19 protein-coding genes and 3 pseudogenes are annotated in these 19,853 nt (G+C 59.3%); 16 read left to right on the top strand and 6 right to left on the bottom strand.

The window, feature by feature from the left end; genetic code table 11:
• Positions 1-208, top strand: a pseudogene (locus tag J4P41_RS14250) (IS5/IS1182 family transposase); the annotation flags it as partial.
• Positions 209-420: 212 nt separating this feature from the next.
• Here J4P41_RS14250 and J4P41_RS14245 read toward each other — a convergent pair.
• From J4P41_RS14245 to J4P41_RS14235, 3 genes are all read right to left on the bottom strand, one after another.
• Complete coding sequence (locus J4P41_RS14245) at positions 421-1,194, bottom strand: siderophore-interacting protein (RefSeq protein ID WP_426067658.1); 774 nt, start codon at positions 1,192-1,194, stop codon at positions 421-423.
• A gap of 475 nt (positions 1,195-1,669) precedes the next feature.
• Positions 1,670-2,098: a type II toxin-antitoxin system VapC family toxin gene (locus tag J4P41_RS14240; protein ID WP_426067657.1), complete on the bottom strand. Its 429-nt coding sequence runs from the start codon at positions 2,096-2,098 to the stop codon at positions 1,670-1,672.
• On the bottom strand, positions 2,098-2,352 hold the full coding sequence (locus J4P41_RS14235) for a type II toxin-antitoxin system Phd/YefM family antitoxin (protein ID WP_282860924.1): 255 nt from the start codon (positions 2,350-2,352) through the stop codon (positions 2,098-2,100). The genes J4P41_RS14240 and J4P41_RS14235 overlap by 1 nt, the downstream gene beginning before the upstream one ends.
• 415 nt (positions 2,353-2,767) lie before the next feature.
• Here J4P41_RS14235 and J4P41_RS14230 point away from each other — a divergent pair, with 415 nt between their 5' ends.
• Positions 2,768-3,508 carry a hypothetical protein gene (locus tag J4P41_RS14230; RefSeq protein ID WP_426067659.1) on the top strand — a complete coding sequence of 247 codons (741 nt, stop codon included), beginning with the start codon at positions 2,768-2,770 and terminating at the stop codon, positions 3,506-3,508.
• Positions 3,509-3,638: 130 nt separating this feature from the next.
• Here J4P41_RS14230 and J4P41_RS14225 read toward each other — a convergent pair whose 3' ends face one another.
• Positions 3,639-4,520 (bottom strand): hypothetical protein, encoded by an 882-nt coding sequence (locus J4P41_RS14225; protein ID WP_426067656.1) that lies wholly within the window; start codon positions 4,518-4,520, stop codon positions 3,639-3,641.
• 119 nt (positions 4,521-4,639) lie between these two features.
• A complete protein-coding gene (locus J4P41_RS14220; protein ID WP_211497486.1) occupies positions 4,640-5,086 on the bottom strand; it encodes a hypothetical protein in 447 nt (148 codons plus the stop codon).
• A gap of 70 nt (positions 5,087-5,156) precedes the next feature.
• On the opposite strand from J4P41_RS14220, the gene J4P41_RS14215 reads away from it, so the two are divergent.
• From J4P41_RS14215 to J4P41_RS14175, 9 genes and pseudogenes are all read left to right on the top strand, one after another.
• Positions 5,157-5,339: a hypothetical protein gene (locus J4P41_RS14215; protein ID WP_249207924.1), complete on the top strand. Its 183-nt coding sequence runs from the start codon at positions 5,157-5,159 to the stop codon at positions 5,337-5,339.
• 211 nt (positions 5,340-5,550) lie between these two features.
• On the top strand, positions 5,551-6,999 hold the full coding sequence (locus J4P41_RS14210; RefSeq protein ID WP_426067655.1) for a site-specific integrase: 1,449 nt from the start codon (positions 5,551-5,553) through the stop codon (positions 6,997-6,999).
• Positions 7,000-7,281: 282 nt separating this feature from the next.
• Entirely contained in the window at positions 7,282-8,199 is a 918-nt protein-coding gene (locus tag J4P41_RS14205; protein WP_426067654.1) for a replication protein RepA, read from the top strand.
• 188 nt (positions 8,200-8,387) lie between these two features.
• Complete coding sequence (locus tag J4P41_RS14200) at positions 8,388-9,422, top strand: AAA family ATPase (RefSeq protein ID WP_426067653.1); 1,035 nt, start codon at positions 8,388-8,390, stop codon at positions 9,420-9,422.
• Positions 9,419-10,291, top strand: coding sequence for a ParB/RepB/Spo0J family partition protein (locus J4P41_RS14195; RefSeq protein ID WP_426067652.1), 873 nt, complete (start codon positions 9,419-9,421; stop codon positions 10,289-10,291). Before J4P41_RS14200 ends, J4P41_RS14195 begins: the two co-directional genes overlap by 4 nt.
• A 327-nt stretch (positions 10,292-10,618) precedes the next feature.
• Positions 10,619-10,996 carry a hypothetical protein gene (locus J4P41_RS14190; RefSeq protein ID WP_426067650.1) on the top strand — a complete coding sequence of 126 codons (378 nt, stop codon included), beginning with the start codon at positions 10,619-10,621 and terminating at the stop codon, positions 10,994-10,996.
• Positions 10,993-11,460 (top strand): hypothetical protein, encoded by a 468-nt coding sequence (locus tag J4P41_RS14185; protein WP_426067649.1) that lies wholly within the window; start codon positions 10,993-10,995, stop codon positions 11,458-11,460. The genes J4P41_RS14190 and J4P41_RS14185 overlap by 4 nt, the downstream gene beginning before the upstream one ends.
• Positions 11,460-11,630 (top strand): annotated as a pseudogene (locus J4P41_RS14180) (phosphoadenosine phosphosulfate reductase family protein); the annotation flags it as partial. The gene J4P41_RS14185 and the pseudogene J4P41_RS14180, both read left to right, overlap by 1 nt.
• Positions 11,631-11,636: 6 nt before the next feature.
• Positions 11,637-11,963 (top strand): hypothetical protein, encoded by a 327-nt coding sequence (locus J4P41_RS14175; RefSeq protein WP_426067660.1) that lies wholly within the window; start codon positions 11,637-11,639, stop codon positions 11,961-11,963.
• Between the two features lie 2 nt (positions 11,964-11,965).
• On the opposite strand, the gene J4P41_RS14170 is transcribed toward J4P41_RS14175, so the two are convergent.
• On the bottom strand, positions 11,966-12,478 hold the full coding sequence (locus J4P41_RS14170; protein WP_426067648.1) for a MucR family transcriptional regulator: 513 nt from the start codon (positions 12,476-12,478) through the stop codon (positions 11,966-11,968).
• Positions 12,479-12,850: 372 nt separating this feature from the next.
• On the opposite strand from J4P41_RS14170, the gene J4P41_RS14165 reads away from it, so the two are divergent.
• The 5 genes and pseudogenes from J4P41_RS14165 to J4P41_RS14145 all read left to right on the top strand — a co-directional run bounded on the left by J4P41_RS14165 (position 12,851) and on the right by J4P41_RS14145 (position 19,782).
• On the top strand, positions 12,851-13,114 hold the full coding sequence (locus J4P41_RS14165; protein WP_211497480.1) for a hypothetical protein: 264 nt from the start codon (positions 12,851-12,853) through the stop codon (positions 13,112-13,114).
• A 112-nt stretch (positions 13,115-13,226) separates the two neighbouring features.
• Positions 13,227-18,368, top strand: a pseudogene (locus J4P41_RS14160) (DEAD/DEAH box helicase family protein).
• A gap of 135 nt (positions 18,369-18,503) precedes the next feature.
• Positions 18,504-19,139: a hypothetical protein gene (locus tag J4P41_RS14155; protein WP_426067647.1), complete on the top strand. Its 636-nt coding sequence runs from the start codon at positions 18,504-18,506 to the stop codon at positions 19,137-19,139.
• Positions 19,136-19,477, top strand: a complete 342-nt coding sequence (locus tag J4P41_RS14150; protein ID WP_211576395.1) for a hypothetical protein — start codon at positions 19,136-19,138, stop codon at positions 19,475-19,477. The genes J4P41_RS14155 and J4P41_RS14150 overlap by 4 nt, the downstream gene beginning before the upstream one ends.
• A complete protein-coding gene (locus J4P41_RS14145) occupies positions 19,474-19,782 on the top strand; it encodes a hypothetical protein (RefSeq protein WP_426067646.1) in 309 nt (102 codons plus the stop codon). Before J4P41_RS14150 ends, J4P41_RS14145 begins: the two co-directional genes overlap by 4 nt.
• Positions 19,783-19,853 lie beyond the last annotated feature (71 nt).

Below are 19,853 nucleotides of genomic sequence, written 5' to 3'. Positions count from 1 at the left end.
TATGCCCCGGCATATCCAGAAATCGAATGCTGGAAAGTCGGTGGTCCGATCTCGTGTCGAGCATGTCTTTGCCGATCAGAAATCGCAAATGGGTCTGTTCGTCCGAACTGTCGGTATCACCCGGGCCACCATGAGGATCGGCCTTGCCAATATTGTCTACAACATGCGCCGCTTCCTCTTCCTCGAAAGATTGAACGCGAGCGCGTAGTCCTCCCACTGGCGATGGACCGCGATCTGCTCAAAACGCAGAGCGAAAGTCACCCCCGAAACCCTCAATCAAAGCGCCAAAAAACTAAAATCATCAGACAATCGCATCAACAAACAGTTCTTCGATCCCTCCGTCTGCAAAATCTGGACTTCAGAGCCAGAAAAATTCATCATCAATCCAACCCATCAAACCACGGGACTAAACACCTAGCATCAGCGCTTCCCGTCGACATCCTTCACAGACGCATCTACAAGCCCCTTTACCCAATACCCCGCCGCCTTGATCCATTGAGGGGCGACCTTACGCTCTTCCAGAAGATACCTACGAAGAGACTTTGCCACATTGGCCTCCGCCGCAATCCACACGAAGGTACTATCAAGAATCTCGATTTGTCCAAGCATTGCGATCAGACTATCAGCCTGATTTGCCTCCTCAGGAGAACGGTGGGTCCAATACGCTGCGTGATGGGCGGCAGTCGCAAAAACCTGTTCGTCGCCCTCCTCCGGAACCGCCACAACGCTCGTCACCGAGACGCCGGCAGAAAGCTCCTCAACCCGGCGGCCAATAGCGGGCAATGCGGTTTCATCGCCGATCAACAACCATCGATCAATTTGTCCAGTAACGACCTGAGAGCCACGCGGACCAGCGATCTGTAGCTGATCACCAGGCTTGGCCGAGCATGCCCATGCGGTCGCTGGCCCTCCCTCATGCTTCACAAAGTCCACAAGCAACGTTCCAGCCAGTGGATCGTATCGACGCGGCGTATAATCTCGGCGCGTAGACATACCGTCCAAACTCGTAATAAATACCTTAATGTGGTCGTCTGGAGACAGGCTGACGAACCCCTCTAAATCTGGACCGGTAAGCGTGATCCGGATCATATGCGGAGTAAGATTTTGGACTGAAGCCACAGTCAAAATGCGCTGACGGAGTTCATGACGAACCCGCTGGATTTCCGGCGCATTACTACGATCTAAAATACTCATCTGCGTATCCTTTTCCTCTGGCTGACAGACCATCGGCTGCTAGATACGCAGACGCACAGTCCGCCAACCCTAAAGCTGCGGTTTCTGTGCGTTGTTTCACGTTAACGCATACGACATCCGCCCCGAAAATCCGGACGGACGGTCAAAATAAAACGTCGATCCGCCCTCCGTGTCAATCCCTGCGAATGGCTACCTTCGGTCACCCCTTCCCGAAAGCAGACTTTCTGCGCCCCCCCCATAGCTGACTTTCATTGTCTCATCTGCCCATAGGGCAATCTCATTTGCGGACGAATTTTCAAGGTTCTCCGCTGCCTCGGCGGCGCTCGCTGCAAGACGATGCATCGTTACGATCCAGCGGGCTTCTCCCGTTTCGTCCGGGAGTGCGGCATCGATATACGCTCAGGCGTCCACGAACTGCCTCAGTCCCTTTACGAACAGGGCTTCACAATCGTCCAGGCTGCAGGCTTACCGGGTATCAGTCATGCGGTGCTTTCCATGGGTCGAGGAGTGGCACTCCGGAATGCCGGAAGTCATGCGTGTTCCGTGTCACGACAGTCAGGCCATGCACCAGGCCGGTCGCGGCGATGAGGGTATCGCGCTCTGAACCCGGATCCGGAACGTGCAGTTGAGCGCAGCGGCGGGCGACCGCCAGATCGACGGAAAGCACCCGCTTCGAAAATTCCGGGAGCACATAGTTCTCCAGCCAGTTCCGTAGAACGCTTCCCTGGACAGAATCCCTGCGCTCGATCCGCATGACGCCGACATCCAGCTCCATGACCGTAATGGCAGACAGGAACAGGGTCTCGGCTTCCACCTGTTCTGCCCAGCTGGCGACATTGGGATCCGCCCTGCCCGCTCGCACTTTTCGCAATTCGGAAACAACGTTCGTGTCCAGCAGGAACATCAGCCCAAGTCCGCGGGACGAAGGCCAAGGGTCATGGGCGCCGGATCGAACTCGATATCTTCCGCGCCAGGCAAAGCAAGTGCATCCGCGATCTTGCGCGGCTGGTGCGTCAGCCGACGATAGTCCTCAATGCTTAACAGAACATGGGCCGGCTTGCCGCGATCGGTGATGAAGACAGGCCCCTCAACGGCAGCCTTTTTGGCCCGGGACGTATCCTGATTGAACTCACGACTGGAAAATGTAGTGACAGTCACCTCGGGAGCCTCCTGCTTTTGATGTAGATACATTACTACGCCGAGGCAGGCAGTGCCACAGAAATCGGGCTCTCCCGGTCTGCACTCACAAATCGTCCAGCTAGGGTCCGTCACAGGGCAGATGCCCGACCCGAAGCTGACATTTTGAACGGAGAACGCTGATGAACACGATGGAGCATGGTGGAGCTTTAGCCGTCGCGCGTAAAGCGTCTTATGGCGGAGGCGGGCAGTCGCATAGTCTCGTTAGAAAGACAGGGACCGAAGGACAGTTCTGCGGGCGTAACTGAGGGAAACACGAGCGCAGCCCCGAGCCGGCAAAATGATCCGGGGTCGTCCCGCCAGCATTGACGGATTATATCCCGAGCGCCTCGAGACCTTCTCTTTCCACGACGGCCGCGTGGCCGCATCTTTTATGGTGACTGCCTTGACGACACTTATTCCTCTGTGCGTCCCGTTTGAGCGCCGTAAGGAGGCAGCGCGGGGCGGTGCCACGTTCAACGGGGAGCAAAAGTGCTGGATGGCACAGCGGGACAAGCTCGACGCTCTCCTGCCTTTCGTCCCTTACCGGTATAGGCCGGATCGCAAGCCTCCTTACATCCGTCCGTGGATGGTGCCGCAGGCTCTGTGGGGCTTTAATCTGCGCGCCTTCCTGGCGCCCGAAGACTGGAACCGGATCCGGAAGGATGCCTATGCGCGATCCGGGTCCCGTTGCCGGGTATGCGGAGGACGAGGACCTCAATGGCCGGTCGAGGCTGACGAAGGGTGGGCGTATGACGACGAGCGTCGGATCCAGACCCTCAAAGGGGTGATTTCCCTCTGCCCTGACTGCCATGGCGTGCGTCATTGGGGAAAAACCATGACCGAGGGCAGACAGGATGCCGTTTTGGCCTGGATGGCAGAGGTGAATGGCTGGAGCCGCTCCGAGGCAGCCCGGTGCGGAGACCAGGCCATGAAGCAGTGGCATACGCGCAGCCGTCATACCGACTGGCAGTGCGACATTTCCTGGGCCATCAGAACCTACAGTGTTGTGCCCATCAAGGACGGAGAGACACTGGCCCACGAGCTGAACCGGAAATTCGTGCAGCAGGCGCAGAGCCGCATTGGCGTCAGGGCCGGGCACGTCACGCACATCGAACATCTGATCGGTGGTCGATAGAGGTCGGGTAACATCACCGGCTAAACATAGTGGTGTGCGTGTTGGCGTTCATTCCGACGCACACTGCTCGAGGCACAGGCCGTCAAGTTTCTAGACTCATTAGCGGCTAGCACCCCCTCTTTGCTGCGTTCTACGCCGGAGTAGCATCTTCATCACGTTTGCAGGCCTCAATGCCTTCGTCCAGCAAATCCAGTAGCCGCTGGTGTCTCTGGCGTTTGGACTTCAGGGAAAATTCCACCATCCAGACGATCAGGGCGCCGCACAGACAAATCATAATCGCAAGAAGACCAGCCCCACGCATGATCGTGGGTCCATGCGTGGGACCAGAGGTGAGTAATCCTGTGAGCCCCACGCCCGTTGCGAGTGGGACCAGCTTGAGGAGGGCGGGAAACTTCAGAAGAGAGAGCCGTTCCAGATAGCCATCGTAAGATCTCTCACAAGCTTTGCGCGCCAGGGATAGCTCTTCCTGAGGATACAGCTTCAACCGTTCGAGCATTGCAAGATCACTCGAAAGCATTTGACCAGCACGGATGATGCTCTCCTTTTGGAGGGTCTTCAGTTCTCCTTTGATTGCCATCGCGGTACTGCCAATGAGATAGAGAGCCAGACTTAGGTTAAAAACGAGATAGGCAAGCAGAACTGCGAAAGCGACATGTCGCAGCGTTAAAAGCACCGCTATCAGAGTCAGGCCGGAACCGAGCCAGAGGACGTTCACGATCAGCTTTCTCGGACGTGGCGGCGTCAAGTCGCTGCCTTTGAAAGCCGGAACGGCATCGACGATTTCCAGAAGAAGCGCGCTGAGAGGCTGCCTGTCCGTGTCGTCTTCAGACACTATCCGGCAGGAGTTATTCGGATCAGTCACAGCGTCTTCTTCCCTTTGATGACGGCATTGCGTCGGGGACAATAAAGACTGGGGTCGGACCGGACCACCCACGGTCTCGGTCACCGTGTTCGCGACGATGCGCCTCTGGAGACCTTCCTCAAGGCAGGACACGACACACACCTTGTTCATGCAGAGAGCGCAGAAGGCGTAATCCGCCGGTTCCCTCGCCTCGCGAGCGCGAACGTCACGATCGAAACCGCGGCCTGATCTGACGCTCAGAACGTCGGATCACACGCCGATCAGGGTGTCTATAGTCCCAGGCCTGTGATCCCGGTCCGATAAAGCCCTTCGAACAGATCCCCGAGTGCCAGGCGCCGTCGCAAAGTCAGGCGTCGTTGCGCCAGATGATACATCCGGTCATGCAGCAGATGGCAGCGCTGACAAAGCGCGCGCAGATTGCGAAGCCGGTTGCTGGTGGGGTCATGATTCAGATGCGCCGCCGCCAGCGACACCTTCGTCTGGCGCACCTGCAGAAGCTCGATCAGGTCCGGAGGTGAGACCCGTCTGCCCCGACCGTTGAACCAGTGTCCCGTGTCCGGATGCTTCCATCGGCCATCCGGCAGCACCTGAAGGTAATGCCCATGCGGCCGACCGCAGCGCTGACAGATGCCCCCTGCCCGCTCAAACCTCACCTGTCGGCTCAGTTCAGGCCAGTTTGACGGGTAAAGCGGCTTCAGTTCCGGTCGGATCGGCATTCAGTCTTCGTTAACACATTTCCAGACGGTGTTGGACAGTGTTTGTTCCTTTGTTCACTGGCAGATTAAGGTGGAACGGCATAAGCTTGCGGTTATGAATCCGTCTCTCGAACCTCAGCCCGATCATCAACGACATGTCGGTCAACGGCTGCGGCAAGTTCTTGATGCCCTTCCCCTGCCCTATGTTGATGCCGCCACTGTCATGGGTGTTTCAAAGCAGATGCTTCGGAACTGGATGGCCGGAGACAGCTAACCCTCGCCTTATGCGCTGTATCGTCTGAAATTGGCGCCTGGCGTCAGCACAGACTTTCTATTCCTCGGTGACAGCGGTGCGCTCCCTCACCAGCTTGCATACGCATTGCAGCAAAAGTCCACACCCGCACGCTGAGCCGTTTTGGGCGCCCTGCTCTGACCCGGGCTTTGTGTTATCAGAAGGCGTAGGTGCAGATTTCACGGAGGCTTCCATGCTCAGCCATATTCACATTGCAGGCTCGGCTGAGGCAGCCCGTGAGGTCCTCCTGGACCGACTGGATCGGAAGACCCGGCAACAGCTTCCTGCCGGCAGTCTGGAAAACTCTGTTGTACTCCTGTCGACCGGTCGCTTCTCCCCTCGCCTGTGTCTGGTCATTCGCGGCATCGAATACCGCCACAACGAATTTGCTGAAGACACGGTCCTGTCCACCACTGTGGAAACGGCTGAAGATGCATTGGCGATCGCCAGTGCCCATGTGACCACCCTGCCCTCCGGGCACGATCTGGCGATCGCTCTGGATCTCGAGCCCGATCCTGTCTTCGTGGCCTGGTTCAAGCCGAAAGCGGCCAAGCGGCGCAAAACGGGCTCTCCGGCCGTCACGCTGGTTCCTCTGGCCTCTCCTCTGGGTCAGCAGTCTTCCGCCGTCCTGCAGTGGTTCGATGCCCTGACCGACGAGGCCCTGCCCGACTATGACGGGACGCTGGTCACGGCGGAGCGAGCCTCGAAGACCTACTCCCGGGCCGCGAAGGCAATGAACACACGCAGGACCTACCGCTCGGCCGTGCGCTCCTGGTGTGCATGGGCGGCAGGACATGGACTCCCTGCCCTGCCCGCCCGCAGCGAGGATGTTGCCGCCTACCTGGCTGATCTTGCGCTGCAGAAGAAGCGACCCGCGACGGTCGACCTGCACCGCGCCGCACTGCGCTATCTGCACCATATCGCCCAGGTTCCCGTCCCGACCTCCCATGCTCTGGTCTCCGAAACTGTTGCGGGCATTCGCAGGACGTCGACGGGAAACGCATCCCGTCAGGTCAAGGGGCTGACCTGGGATCTGCTGAGCGAAGTCATTGAACAGATCGATACGACCGAGCTCGTGGGCGTCCGCGACAAGGCCATTCTTCTGCTCGGCTTTGCCGGCGCGCTGCGACGGTCCGAAGTGGCGGCGCTGTGCCTGGAGAACGTGGCGCTGGATGATGACGGGATGCGGATCCGGCTAGACCGCTCAAAGGGCGATCGCACCAGTCAGGGTGTGGAGGTGGCAATCCCGAGGGGGATTACCGGTCTCTGCCCGGTCCGCGCTTACGAGGCCTGGCTACGCGCGGCCAGACTAAACGACGCCAAGGGACCTGTTTTCCGGCGCGTGTGGCTCCCGCCTGCTGTCGAGGTTGGTCAGCCCCCTACCCCGCCGTCTATGGGCACTGAGGCGCTGTCTGACCGGTCTGTGGCCCGGATCATCCAGAAGCGGTGCACGGATGCGGGACTGACCGGGGATTTCAGCGGGCACAGCCTGCGACGCGGAGCGATCACGACAGGCGCGCGGGATGGCACTGATCTGGTTTCGCTCAAGCGCTTCTCCCGCCATCAGACCTTCGGTGTGGTCGAGAAATATATCGAGGTTGAGGATGCCATGACCAAGCATCCTGGGCGGACCCGGTTTTAAAACGTTTTCCCCAAATCCTCGTGGACTTTTGGTGCATCCGTGTGGACTCTTGTTTCGACAAGGCAAACAGGGGATGAGAGTTTCTCCTCATTATCGAAAGTTATCCCGTGGGATCTTGGTGCACATACTAATATATATCTACTAATAATCCCTAGTTGTTGCGCAACAAAAGTCCGCAGTTAATTTCGTACCTTAGATTTCGAAACGCGATCACTAATGCAATCGAAGGTGCACCAAAAGTCCACGGAGACAACCACCCGTAACTTCGTCTACCGTCACCTTATGAGCGATATACATAAACGTATTGAGGCCTATGGTCGCCAAGGCGCGCTTGATCTTACTTCAAGCGACGCAGAACGGCGGGCCGTGGACGCAGCTCTAGAATTTTTGAGCGACGAAGATCCTTCTCTAGGATTTTTATATTCAGGGTGGTGCCAGACCGGCCTGCCTCACCGTCGTCTAGACGACGACCAAATATGGCTCCTCGAAACCAGCTACGTTCGCCTGATGGTAGAGCCGGGTTCCGTAAAACGCGATGGAGTACCAGCTCGAATTGGCGTGCCATACGGCTCTAGAGCAAGATTAATCCTTCTATTTTTGCAAACAGAAGCAATCAAAACAAATAGTCGCGAAATTGAATTAGGAAAATCGCTCAGAAGCTGGCTGACACGGCTTAACGTCCCTATTGGAGGAAAATCGATGAGAGACGTTAAGGAACAAGCTACTAGAATTTCGCGGTGTCGAATGACGTTCGAAATTAAAGACGGCAATAAAATTGGCCTTATAAACCAGAACATAGTCGATACAGCATTATTCACCGACGAACACGATGGTGCACTTTTGGAAACTGTTCGTCTTTCTGAGAGCTTTTTCGATCAGCTGAAACGTCACCCTGTTCCGCTCCAAGAATCTGCTATTCGGGCAATCTCTAACAACTCGCAGGCTCTCGATATCTATTTCTGGCTTGTATATCGATTGCACGAAAGAGTTACTGTCCAGAAGGTATCTTGGCCCGCACTGAAAGTCCAATTTGGTGCTAGCTATACTCATATGCGAAACTTCAAAATACGCTTCAGAGATGCGTTGCAAATCGCACTAGCAATTTATCCAGAAGCGAAAGTCGGTATCGACGAAGACGGTGTCACTCTCTCCCCGAGTGCAAGCCCGGTTTCAAGACGGTTACCAAAGAAAATGCGATAGAGACGTATAATTTCGGGCGGGTAGCTCATGCACCAAAAGTCCACGGCAAAAGCGCCTACCCTGATTGATGCAACGTTGCATCAGCTACTGTTCAAGCAAAAAATTTCTCAATTTCCTCTGTTGATGTTGACTTGTTGATGTTGAGTGTTGATTGTTGATGTCACCCTTTCGGTACGGAGACTCACACGATGCCAACGCTCAAAGAAATCAGAGAACAGCTAGGCTTGTCACAAAGCCAACTGAAGGATGTTCTGAACCTGCGTTTATGCAGGAGTTACGATCGGCACACGGTTTCTCGGTGGGAAAACGGCAAACAACCCCTCCCTATCGAAGTAACTGCAGAGTTAGAGGCACTGCTGCATGGGGAGAAACGTCAAACCACCGTCATAACTTTTGCGAACCAGAAAGGCGGCGTCGGAAAGACCACCAGCGCTCTCAATGTAGCAGTCGCTCTTTCAAAAATGGGATATCGCGTTCTTCTGATAGACGTGGATCCTCAAGCAAGCGCGACTTCAGCCTTGCTTGGCATGCATATAGTGCCACTATATCGGCAAGGTAGAACGCTGGCTCACGCTTTACTTAAAGATGCGGAAATAGCCAAATGCATTGTAAAAAAAGGTATTGTCGAAGGGACTGACGTGGAAATTCCAGTCGATTTCTGTCCTAGTCATATTGATCTCGCAGAAGTCGATATCCGCCGCGAGCCTGGCACAGAAGGTTTGCTAAAGGATGCGATTTTTCAGGTACAAGATGAATACGAGTTTATTATTTTAGACTCACCTCCGCACCTTGGTTTTCTTACTTGGATGGCTTTAGCCGCATCCAACACAGTGTTTGTCCCAGTCAGAACAGAGCCATATGACGTGATGGGCGTTAACCTGATCCTTGATACCATCACCAAAGTAAACCGCCGGAGCAATCCGCGGTTACGTTTGGGAGGAGTGTTGCCGACACAATTTGTGCAGAACCAGTATGTGGACGTTGGAATCGTCGAGCACCTGATCAATGTAATGGGTAATCGAGCGCCCGTTCTGGAACCAGTTCCATCTAGTACGTCGTTCAGCAACGCAGCCTGGGCATCCAAAATTCCAGTTGAGGCAGCCCCTCGAAGCCCTGCTGTCAAAGTCTATGTTCGGCTTGCGGAAGCTATTGCAGGCCGACGCTCCTTCATTCACGCTGCATCTGCCCTTGGTCTAGAATCTTTTGAAGGAGATGCTTCATGAAGCGGCCTTTCAAGCAGCGTCCCCCTTCTGCTTTTTCTCAAACTCATTCTGAAATCATGAATCAGATTGACGCGCCGTTTTTGGGTGAAGGCAAGTTCAGACACTCATTTGAAGCCGCGATTGACGCAATCTCTCCTGACCCCAATCAGCCGAGACGCAGTTTCGATGAAGCTGGAATAAATGACCTTGCTGAATCGCTTAAGGCGCAAGGTCAGCTCCAACCTATCCTCTTGCGGCAAGACCCAGCCCACCGGGACATGTGGATTGTTGTTGCAGGTGAAAGGCGCTGGCGTGCAGCCAAGCTGGCTGGCTGGACATCTATTTTGGCAATTCCTCACGAAGGTAACTCGGCGTCGGCGGCGCTTATGGAGAACCTGATGCGGGTGGATCTGAGCCCCGCCGAGGAGGCTCGTGGGATAAAAAACTTATTGGACCACAATAATTGGTCTCAGCGGCAGGCCGCCAAGGAACTGGGAATGGATCAAGCGCGAATAAGCAGAGCAATACGCGTCCTAAGTCTTCCAGATGAGTTTCTCGATTTAGCAGGAAAAGCCGCTGTACCCATGAATGTGCTTGTGGGCATTGCGCGCGTGGATGATATGGCGGATCGCGAAGGTCTTATGAGAAAGGCGTTAGCGGGTGAACTCACCGTCGCGGCTCTAAACAAGCATGTAGCAACTGCCGAACCTCATATGGAAAAGGCAATGAGTCCTCGGACTGTTACTCGACGGCAGCTTAATATCAGCAAAACTGCGCCAAAAATCATAGAAATGCTTAGCGAGGCCGGGAATAATAACACTGAGTTCAGCAAAGCCGAGATTGCCGCGCTGCGGTCACTATACGAGGCGCTTACCAAAATTGTCGGATAGGCCAGTTCGGCTGATGCAACGTTGCATCAGCCCAGGTTGAGATAAGTATGATGCAACGTTGCATCAACTCGATCCGCTCCAGTTCGCGTAAGCAATAGAAATAGAAAGACCGGAAAAACATAAAAGGACTAGAAGAAGGCCGCTGCCAGTCAGCCGCCCGTGCTGCAACAGGTGGGTCGCCGTCTGTCCTCCCCATGCTCGCCGGCTGCGCCGCCTGTGCGTGGGTCCGGGTGACGCCGACCCTGCCGCTGCGCGGCACTGTTGCACCCCGGTCGTCTGCCTGACCGTCGCGATGATGTTTGAAGAACCAGAGATGGATCGAGCATCATGCAACGCTACCAGTTCCTCTATGTCCCAACACCTCGTGGCCGGCCTCCAATGCGTTGGACGGATACCCAGGAGCCCACAACCTGTCGCCGCTGTAACATGCATTGGGAAGAGGGCGATCCAGCGCTGACGATTGCCTGCGCGGGTTGCGGCGCTCCTGCGGATGAACCTTGCCGCCGTAGCTCCGGTGGCAATGAACGCGTGTGCGCCTGTCGCGACGAAGCGGCCGTCCAGAGGAGGCTGCTCAAACGGTGCGACGGCCTGACCTGGGACGGTTGCCATGAGAAGCCGCTGCTGCTCCGGGAACGCCCGATCGCCCAGGCTCTGATGTGCCGCTCGGTGCGGACAGGTGCTCCTATCAGCCGGTGGACATCATGAGCTCGGAGCTCGCGTCCTATGACAGCATCATTGTCGCCGTGTCCGGAGGCAAGGACGGCACGGCCTGTCTGCTTGCGCTGCTGGAAGCCGGGGCTCCGGAAGAACGCATCGAGCTCTGGCATCACGAGGTGGATGGGGCAGGGCGGTCCTTCATGGACTGGCCCTCCACAGGCCCATACGTCGCAACCCTCGCGCGGGACTTCAGCCTGCCGCTCTATCGGTCCTTGCGCGAGGGGGGCTTCGAGCGCGAAATACTGCGGGACGCTGCGCCCACTGCTCCGGTTGTCTTCGAAACACCAGATGGAGTCATCAAAGCAGGAGGGCAGGGGCCAGAGGGGACACGCCTGCGTTTTCCCAGATCTCTGCCAGCCTGTCCGTGCGCTGGTGCTCGGCGAGCCTCAGGGTTGATGTGGCCGATCGCGCCTTGCGCGGATAGGACAGGTTCCTCAACCGCCGTACCCTGATGGTCACGGGCGAGCGCGCCGAAGAGAGCCCCGCACGGGCCCGCTATGCCGCCTTTGAGCCCCATCGGACTGACACGAGAAGCGGGAGCCGACGCCGTCGACATGTCGATCACTTTCGACCAGTGCATGCCTGGTCCGAGGCGGAGGTCTGGGACATTCTCAGGCGTTGGCGCGTCATGCCCGCCTTTCCCTATCAGGTCGGATTTTCACGCCTGTCCTGCGCGTTCTGCATTTTCGGCAATGCAGACCAGTTCGCCACCCTGAAATGGATGGATGCGAACCGGTTTGCGAGGCTGGTGAACTATAAAAAGGACTTCGGCTGCACGATCAAACGTGACAGAGGGCTCGAACAGCTGTCGTCCGAGGGGACGGTGTATCAGGAAGCCAGGTCGCGGCCTGATCTGGTCGCCGCCTGCCTGTCAGACCGTCCGTTGCAGACGGTTCTGACCGAGGACTGGATCCTCCCGGCCGGGGCCTTCGGCACCGGGGAAGGGCCGCTCTAGTCTCAGGCGCGGGCCGGACGGCCGCGACGTTTCTCGGGAAGCTTCTTCACGGGAGGAAGCTCCTCTTCCTGCGGTACGAACACCTGAGGCGCAGAGGCGCGGGTCGTAGAGCCCAGGCCAATCTCGCGGGCGAGGGATGACCGCTTCTCCGAGTAGCTGGGCGCCACCATCGGATACTCCTTCGGCAGGCCCCACCGGGCCCGGTACTCTTCCGGCGTCATGTTGTAGGCCGTCTTGAGATGACGGCGGAGCATCTTCAGCTTTTTCCCATCTTCCAGACAGATGATGTAGTCCGGAAACACGGACCGCTTCGGGTTCACGGCGGGGGTCGGGGCCTCTTCTGCGACAGGTTCGGGCGTGGCCGGCGTTGCGAGGGCGTCGTGCACGCTGCGGATCAGCGCAGGGAGCTGGTCGGCGGAAAGCTCGTTCTGCGACAGATAAGCCGCCACGATGTCGGCGGTGAGTGGCAGAAGATCGGTATGAGGGAGTACCGGTTTATGGGTCAGGTCAGTCATAAATGTCCCTCAGGGTCGTGGAAGTGCCCTGTACATGGCGTGCACAGGTCATGACTTCAAGTCGTTATGATCATTACTGCCTCAGGGATTAACAGTTCCCTGAATCGCGTGGAAACAAAGTCGTGTTTCTTCGACTGTTACAGCACAGGTTCGCAGAACACGCAGGCGAAAAAAGAAGAAGAGAAAAAGAGAGAAAAGAAAAGGAGGGGAGAAGGGGAGGCAGCACGGGATCGCCCTGTGCCGCAAGGGGTGGGTCCGTCCGTGTCCTCGCGGGCCGCTGCGGGCCGGGCGGTCCCGACGCTGATGCGTCGCCCTTGCCGCCCAGAACGACGCCGCGCTCGCCGGAAAGGGTCAGAAAGGAGACAGCAGACGATGCCCGTCATGGCCCTCACACGCCCAACCCCCACACAGCAGTTCAGTCTGGTTCAGGCCCATCGCGAGGGCTGGACCATTCTCGAAGGCTGCGGCCCCGAGCACGCCGACACCCAGCTGCGCGGCGTGACCTGCTCGGACCAGAATGCCTGGTGGCAGGTCGCACGTCAGGCCCGTCAGGGATCACCGTATCACCGCGAGGCCCTGTCGCGTCTGTCGTCCAGTGAGCGCGAGCAGATCTCCCTGCGCTTCGGTCCGCTGTGACCTGATCTGCAAGGCCCGAGCGCCTTTCGCCCAAACCCATCCTGTTTGTTTTCCGGCCCCCCGGTCTGCCTCGTGCAGCACCGGGCGCTGCCGCTTGTCCGGAGTTTCTCCCATGAGCCAGACCCAGCTCAGCTTTTTCGACACCTCAGCCCTTGGGGGCGGCAGCAATACCCTGTTCTGGGGCGACCTGCCCGGAGACCGTGCGCTCGACGAGGCCGCATCCCTCGCGAGAGAGGCCGCTGCCGCTCCTGTGGTGGCCCCGAAGATCGACTTTCGCCTGTGCGGCACACGCGATCTGGCCCAGGGCTGGAAAGCGCGGGCGCGGGACAATCTCGCTGCCATCCGTCTCCTGACTGAACTGGAAACGGACGGCCGCAATGCAACGCCCTCCGAACAGGCTTTGCTGGCGAAGTTTACGGGATTTGGAGCCGGAGAGCTGGCGAACAGCCTGTTCCCCCGTCCGGGCGAAGCCTTCCGTCAGGGCTGGGAAGAGATCGGGGTGCAGCTTGAGACGCTGACGAGCCAGCAGGAGCGGGCCGGACTGGCGCGGGCCACCCAGTACGCCCATTACACGCCGGAACTGATCGTGCATGCGCTGTGGGATCTGGTGGCGCAGATGGGGTTCCGCGGCGGACGTGCGCTGGAGCCGGGCTGTGGCACGGGTCTGTTCATGGGCGCGATCCCGGAGAAACTTGCCCCCAAGACAGCCTGGACGGCGATCGAGAACGACCCTCTGACGGCCCGCATTGCCCGCAAGCTGTTTCCGAACCAGTGGGTTCGCGCCGAGGACTTCACGACGGCGAAGATTGCCGAGCAGTTCGACCTCACGATTGGCAACCCGCCGTTCAGCAACCGCACGGTACGTGGCACGGACGCGCTGGGGCGGCTTGGCCTGTCGCTGCATGACTACTTCATCGCCCGCTCTGTCTCCCGCCTGCGCCCTGGAGCGATGGGTCTGTTTGTGACGTCACGCTGGACGATGGACAAGCGCGACGCCACAGCACGCCAGCACCTGTTCGAAACGGCCGACCTGATAGGGGCGGTGCGTCTGCCCGCAGGTGCGATGCGCGATGATGCCGGGACCGATGTGGTCGTGGACGTGCTGGTCCTGCGCCGTCGCGAGATCGGGGACAGCCCGGGCGAGAGCGCCTGGCTGGAGGTTGCGGATCTGCCCGATACGGACGAGGGGGAGGGACCGCTCAGCATCAACCGCTATTTCGTAGAGAACGGTCAGCAGGTGCTGGGTCGGCACGGCTGGACGAGCGGGCAGTTCGGGCCGGAATACACCTGCGCGGCGACCCCGATGCTGATGCTCGACGACGCCTTGCCGAGCGCGCTCTCCCGTCTTGCCACGCTGGCACGTTTCCCGGTGCCGCAGACGTTCGACGTCGAGGCGCTGCGCGAAAGCCGCCGTGCGGATGTCGGCACGGCAGGGGAGGGGGCGAGCCTCAAGGAAGGCAGCTACCTGATCGAGAAGGGTGAGCTGCACCAGATCATCGACGGCCAGTCGGTGCCGGTGAAGGTCAAGAAAGGCGAGCAGAAGGACGGCATCTTCCAGAAGCACGCACGCATCATCGAAGGCCTGATTCCCGTCCGCGATGCCGCCCGTGCGGTCCTGCGCGCCCAGGTGGAGAACCTGCCTTACAGTGCGCTCCAGACGGACCTCAAGCGCGCCTACCAGACGTTCGTGCGCCAGTTCGGCCCGATCAACCTGACGATCACCAGCACGCGTGTTGATCCCAAAACCGGGGACGAGAGCACGACGCAGCGGCGTCCGAACCTCCAGCCCTTCTATGATGATCCGGACGTCTGGCTGGTCAGCTCGATCGAGGAGTACGACGAGGACCGGCAGATCGGCACACAGGGGCCGCTGTTCTCCGAGCGTGTGATCCAGGCGACGCTGGAGCCGGAGGTGCACAGCGCCCATGACGCGCTCGCGGTCTGCCTGCACGAGACGGGCGTGGTGGAGATCCCGCGCATTGCCGAACTGCTGGGACGGTCCGAGGACGAGGTTATCGCCGAGCTGGGCAGCGCCATCTATCTCGATGCCGGACGAAGCCAGCCCGGGCGCGATATATGGGTACCTGCCGACGAGGCCCTGTCAGGCGCGGTGCGCACGAAACTGGCGGAGGCCCGCAAGGCGGCCGAGACCGATCCCCGCTTTGCCCGCACCGTGGCCGCGCTGGAAGAGGCCCAGCCCGAGGATCTGCGGCCGAGTGACATTACCGCCCGTCTTGGCGCGCCGTGGATCCCGACCGCCGACATCGAGGGCTTTATTGCCGAGGTGATCGGGGTCGAAGCCGGCGTGTGGCACACCAAAGAGGTGGCGTCCTGGACCCTGGACAAGGGACCGTTCCGGGGCAAGGCCGAGGCGACGTAGGTCTGGGGCACCGAACGGCGTCCCGCAGGGGAACTAATCGAGGATGCGCTCAATCAGGCTATCCCGCAGATCTGGGACATCTGGCGCGACGAGAGCGGCGAGCACCGGACCCTGAATGCGCAGGAGACCGAGGCCGCCAAGGAAAAGCTCGCCGCCATCAAGACAGCCTTCCAGACCTGGGTGTGGCAGGACCCGGAGCGCGCCGAGCGTCTGGTGCGGCTGTATAACGACACCTACAACAACCTCGTCCCCCGCGCCTTTGACGGCGCGCATCTGCAGTTGCCGGGGGCCAGCACCACGATCCAGCTGCGCGCCCACCAGAAGCGGGTGGTCTGGCGCATCATCGCCACGGGCAACACTTACATGGCCCACGCGGTTGGATCGGGAAAGACCTTCTCGATGTGCGCGGCCATCATGGAGCAGCGCCGTCTTGGCCTGATCTCGAAGGCCATGGTGGTGGTGCCGGGACACTGTCTGGCGCAGATGGCCCGCGAGTTCCTGATGCTCTACCCGACCGCGAAAATCCTGGTCGCGGATGAGACGAACTTCGTGAAGGCGAAGCGTCAGCGCTTCCTCGCCCGTGCAGCCACGGGACAGTGGGATGCGATCATCATCACGCATGACGCCTTCAAGTTTATCCCGGTCAAAACCGCGTTTGAGCAGGCGATGATCGAGGCGCAGATCGCGTCTTACGAGAGCCTGCTGTGCGAGATCGACGCCGACGACCGCATCTCGCGCAAACGCATCGAGCGCATGAAGGAGGGGATGAAAGCGAAGCTGGACGGGCTGGCCAGCCGCAAGGACGATCTGGTGCATCTTGGCGAGATCGGGATCGACCAGATCCTTGTGGATGAGGCGCAGCAGTTCCGGAAACTGAGCTTCGGCACGAACCAGTCCAGCCTCAAGGGGGTCGATCCTAACGGCAGTGGGCGGGCCTGGGACCTGTACGTCAAGGCCCGCTATCTCAGCCGTATCAATCCCGGTCGCGAGCTGGTCATGGCCTCGGGATCGCCGATTACGAACACTCTGGGCGAGATGTACAATGTGCAGCGCTTCCAGCAGATCGATGCCCTGATCGAGCGCGGTCTGCACGAGTTCGACGCCTGGGCCGCCAATTTCGGGGAGACCCGCACCGAACTCGAGCTTCAGCCGAGCGGGCTGTACAAGCCTGTGACGCGGTTTGCGGAGTTCGTGAACGTGGCCGATCTGATGGCCATGTACCGGCATTTCGCGGACGTGGTGCAGCAGGACGATCTGCGCCAGTACGTAAAGCTGCCTGAAATCGCCACGGGCAGTCGCCAGATCATCGTCGCTGATAGCGGACCGGCCTTCCGCGATTACCAGAAGGAGCTGGAAGCGCGGATCAAGGTGATCGAGGAGCGCAAGGGCAAGCCGCAGAAGGGTGAGGATATCATCCTGTCCGTGATCAACGATGCGCGTCACGCGGCGATTGATCTGCGCTTTGTCCGGCCCTGGGAGGCGAATGACAACAGCAACAAGCTGAACGTCATGATCGCGAGGGTCTTCAACATCTGGAAGGAGACGCGCGACAACCGCTACACCGATCCCGATACCGGCAAGCCGTATGACCTGTCCGGGGCCGTGCAGATGATCTTCTCCGATCTGGGCACGGAAGCGGCGCTGGAGAAACGGGGCTTCTCGGCCTATCTGTGGATCCGCGACGAGCTGATGCGGATGGGTGTGCCGCGCGATGAGATCGCGTTCATGCAGCACTACAAAAAGAGTGCGGCCAAGCAAGGACTGTTTCGGGATCTCAATTCCGGGCGCAAACGCATCCTGATCGGCTCGAGCGCGACAATGGGTACGGGCGTGAATGCACAGCAGCGTCTGATTGCCCTGCACCATCTCGATGTGCCCTGGCTGGTGGCCGACATCATCCAGCGTGAGGGACGGATCGAACGCCAGGGCAACCAGAACCCCGTAATCCAGATTTACGCCTATGCCCTGAAGGGTTCGGTGGATGCCACAAACTGGCAGCTTCTGGAGCGCAAGCAGCGCTTTCTGTGTCTGGCCATGTCGGGAGACCGCTCGATCCGCCGTCTGGAAGATATCGGCGAGAGTGCCAACCAGTTTGCCATGGCCAAGGCGCTGGCTTCAGGTGACGAACGCCTGATGAAAAAGGCGGGACTGGAAGCAGAACTGGCCCGCCTGCGACGTCTCAAGGCCGCCCATTATGACGACCAGTTCAACGTGCGTCGCGCGATCGAGCGGGCCGAGCGCGATCAGAGGGTGGCCGAAGCCGTTATTCCGAAGATCCGGGCGGATATCGCCAAGCGCCAGACGACACGGGGCGAGGCGTTCCAGCTTGTGCGCAAGTCGGATGTGCTGACCGAACGTCAGGATGCCGGCAGGTGGCTGATGGGTCAGGCGCGCACGGCCAAACGCGCAGAGACGAAGGGCCGGTGGACACTCGGCGAGATCGGCGGTTTTGAGCTCGTGTGCGAGACCTGGAGCTCGACCTTCATGGGTGAAGAGGAATGGGACGCGACCATCGCAATCGTGGCCGAGGACCGGATGATCGGGATCGACTTTGATCATGACACCGCCCCGCTTGGCTTTATCACCCGCATCGAGAACACCCTGCTACGCTTCGACAGCGAGCTTACGGATGCGCAGCGGCTGCTTGCCGAGACGGAGCGCAAGCTGCCCGGCTACCGTGCCCGCGACGGGATGCCGTTCCGCGAGGCCGCACTCCTGGAGGAGAAGGAAGAAGAGATGGCGTCTCTGGAGGCGGATCTGGCCGAGGATACAGCGCGTCGGGAGGCTGAGGCCGCCGAGGCGCTGGCCGCGATGGAAAGCCTGAGCGTCAATGACAATGGGGGAGAAGGAAAGGAAGAAGAAGCGGCAGCATAAGGAGAGGGGGAAGGGGCGGGCATGGCCCGCCCGGTGCGGCAAGGCTCAGGCCGGGCGCGCTGACGCGCGGCCTTGCCGCACCGGACCGCCCCTGCATCCGCGGAGAGGTTGAAAGAGACATCAAAGGAAGAGAGCATGTCCTATCGTATCGTCTATGACCTCGCCGCCGTGCGACTTCCCGCAGAAACCCTGCGCCCTCATGTTGCCGATAGCAGCTTTTATGCCGATCAGTATCTGCTGATGGAGTTGGGTGGTGATAATAATGTCTACGAGGGCCGTGGGTCGCTCCGCGCGAGAAGCTGGTCCCTGATTGGCGCGGGACAGAGCTGGGAGATCATGCGCGAAGTGGTGCAGTATGCCGCATCCTGTGAAGGTGGCGGGATGCGCTTCTCCGGTGCCAGCGAGACGCAGGCAGAAACCTATATCCGCAAGTGCCGGACTGTGTTGCGGGACGCTGTGGGCGCGCAGGCGCTTCTGGATCGGGGCATGACCTGCACGGGACATTTCGCGCTCCGCAAGGGGCCGGTTTCCGCGTGGCTTCAGAAGCGTGTGGACGAGCTCTCGACGATCAAGGCTCCGGAGAGGAGAGGCGAAACTCCGGTGTGGTCCTGGCTGAACCTGCTGCGTGACCCGAAGGATGCAGCCATTTTTCTGGCATATTCCAATCTGGACGATGCGCCTGTCTATAATCGGGCGACAGTTCATGGACCGTGTCACGAGCGCCACTCCATCATGAAAGGTCTGACCCCATTCGTGGAGTGCGCGGCATGAGCCAGATGGACCAGACCACCGTCTCCAAAGTCCTGTGTGGCCTGCGCGTGGAAATTTTCACGTATCCGAGCGGTGAGGTGCTTCTGCGCACCGTGGACGCTTATCCCGTCAACCGGAATGACTGGCACGGCCCGTATCGCGATGCCGCTCAGGCCGAAGCCGATTTCGTGGACCGCCATGCGCTGCCGGTACTGACGCCCGAGGATGTCAGACGCAAGCGTCAGAATGGGACACTTTCGAAGACGCGTGAGCATGGCGAGATGATTCTGGCCTTTCATCGTTGGACAGGGGCGTCCTGTCTGACACCGTTCATTGTCCGGCAGGAGAGCGGGGCATGAGCGAAGTCCTTCTGACGTCCGCAGGCCCCGTCTGCCGGCACCTGGATCTCAGTACCGGGCATCTTCCGGTTGCAGAGCGCGACGCGTGCGAGCTTTATCTCAGCAGCGGAGGCACAGCAGGGCGAAGCTGCCTCGGCGGGCCGTATGGCTGGATGATTCATGTTCCCACCGAGGCGGAGGACGTCCCTCATGACGTGTCTCCGGAACTGGCCGCCCTGATGGCTCAGGCCCGGGAGCAGGACTGTCACTACATCCACTTCGATCGAGACGGCTCGATCGACGAGACGCTGCCTTTTTACGACTGAACCGCCACCGCCGTGCCTGTCTCAGGACAGAGAGAAGGCGACGGGAAAAGAAACGAAAAATGAGAGAGGGA

The organism is Gluconobacter sp. NFX36 (assembly GCF_049887835.1).
GTDB lineage: Bacteria > Pseudomonadota > Alphaproteobacteria > Acetobacterales > Acetobacteraceae > Gluconobacter > Gluconobacter japonicus_A.
This window is presented reverse-complemented; position numbering and strand designations above follow the sequence as displayed.